This is a genomic window from Corynebacterium sp. TAE3-ERU30 (assembly GCF_019209925.1).
Lineage (GTDB): Bacteria > Actinomycetota > Actinomycetes > Mycobacteriales > Mycobacteriaceae > Corynebacterium > Corynebacterium megadyptis.
The window spans coordinates 1-1,017 of sequence record NZ_JAHUTO010000012.1 but is presented as its reverse complement, the minus strand read 5'-3'; the positions used below and the strand labels follow the sequence as shown (position 1 = coordinate 1,017).

Sequence of the window (1,017 nt, the reverse complement as noted above, 5' to 3'; positions counted from 1 at the left end):
AAATAAATTGAAGTTCAGTTATTCATTTTTTCAAAAAAGAATGGGAATCATGTTGGCTTCGCACTTTGGTAATATGGTTGATTTAGCCAATGCCATAAATAGAGAAGAGACTGCAACTATAAGAGATTTTACGTATGATATTTCAAAACCGTATCACAAAATTATACATCATTTGGCAAAAGCAGAATGGGAAATGAGAATTCAGAATTTTGGAAAATTAGAATTTAATTATGCCTTTCAGTTTAACCACAGATATGAGTATGATAATAGACGAGGAGAAGTGAAAGAAACACCGTCTATGGATACGGAATTAAAAACACATTCGGTAGAAGGAGTTTTAAGTTTAGATTCTTTTAATGATTTAAAAATTCAAGGAGGATTTTCCGGAGGATATCAAGACAATTATTCTAGTCCGGACACACAAGTTAAAAGACTAATTCCTGATTATAATAAATTAAATGCAGGTGTTTTTACCGCACTTAATTATAAAAAAGAGGCATGGAATTTTAATGCGGGTTTAAGATATGATTTTAGCTATATGCACACGAAAAAGTATTATAGAAAACGTTTGTGGGATAGCAAAGGTTATGATAAAATCTTCCATGAAAATATCTTAGATGATTACTCAAATGAATGGTTGGTTAAGTTTGATTTAAAGTATCATAACTTTTCCGGAGCAGTAGGAGCGGTTTATAATTTTGATAATCAAAGAAATATTAGTTTGAGTTATTCGGTTGCGAATAGAGCGCCTAATCCTTCGGAATTATTTAGTGAAGGATTGCATCACAGTGCCTCTGCCATAGAAATTGGAGATGTACTTTTATCGCCTGAAACTTCGCATAAAATTAATTTAGGAACAAAGTATAATATTGAATTATTAGAAGGTTTAGATTTAGATTTTAATCTTTATCATAACAGAATCAATAATTTTATATACCAAGTGCCTCAAGGTTTACAAAATACAATTAGAGGGGCATTTCAGGTAATGGCTTATGAGCAAGTGAATGTTGCATTATC

Annotated in this window: 1 protein-coding gene; it reads left to right on the top strand. The window is 31.1% G+C overall.

Annotated features, from left to right (window positions below; all coding sequences use genetic code 11):
* Positions 1–49: 49 nt before the first annotated feature.
* Positions 50–1,017 (top strand): TonB-dependent receptor (locus tag KR227_RS10715; protein WP_218365322.1); only part of this gene is annotated, 968 nt, incomplete at its 3' end.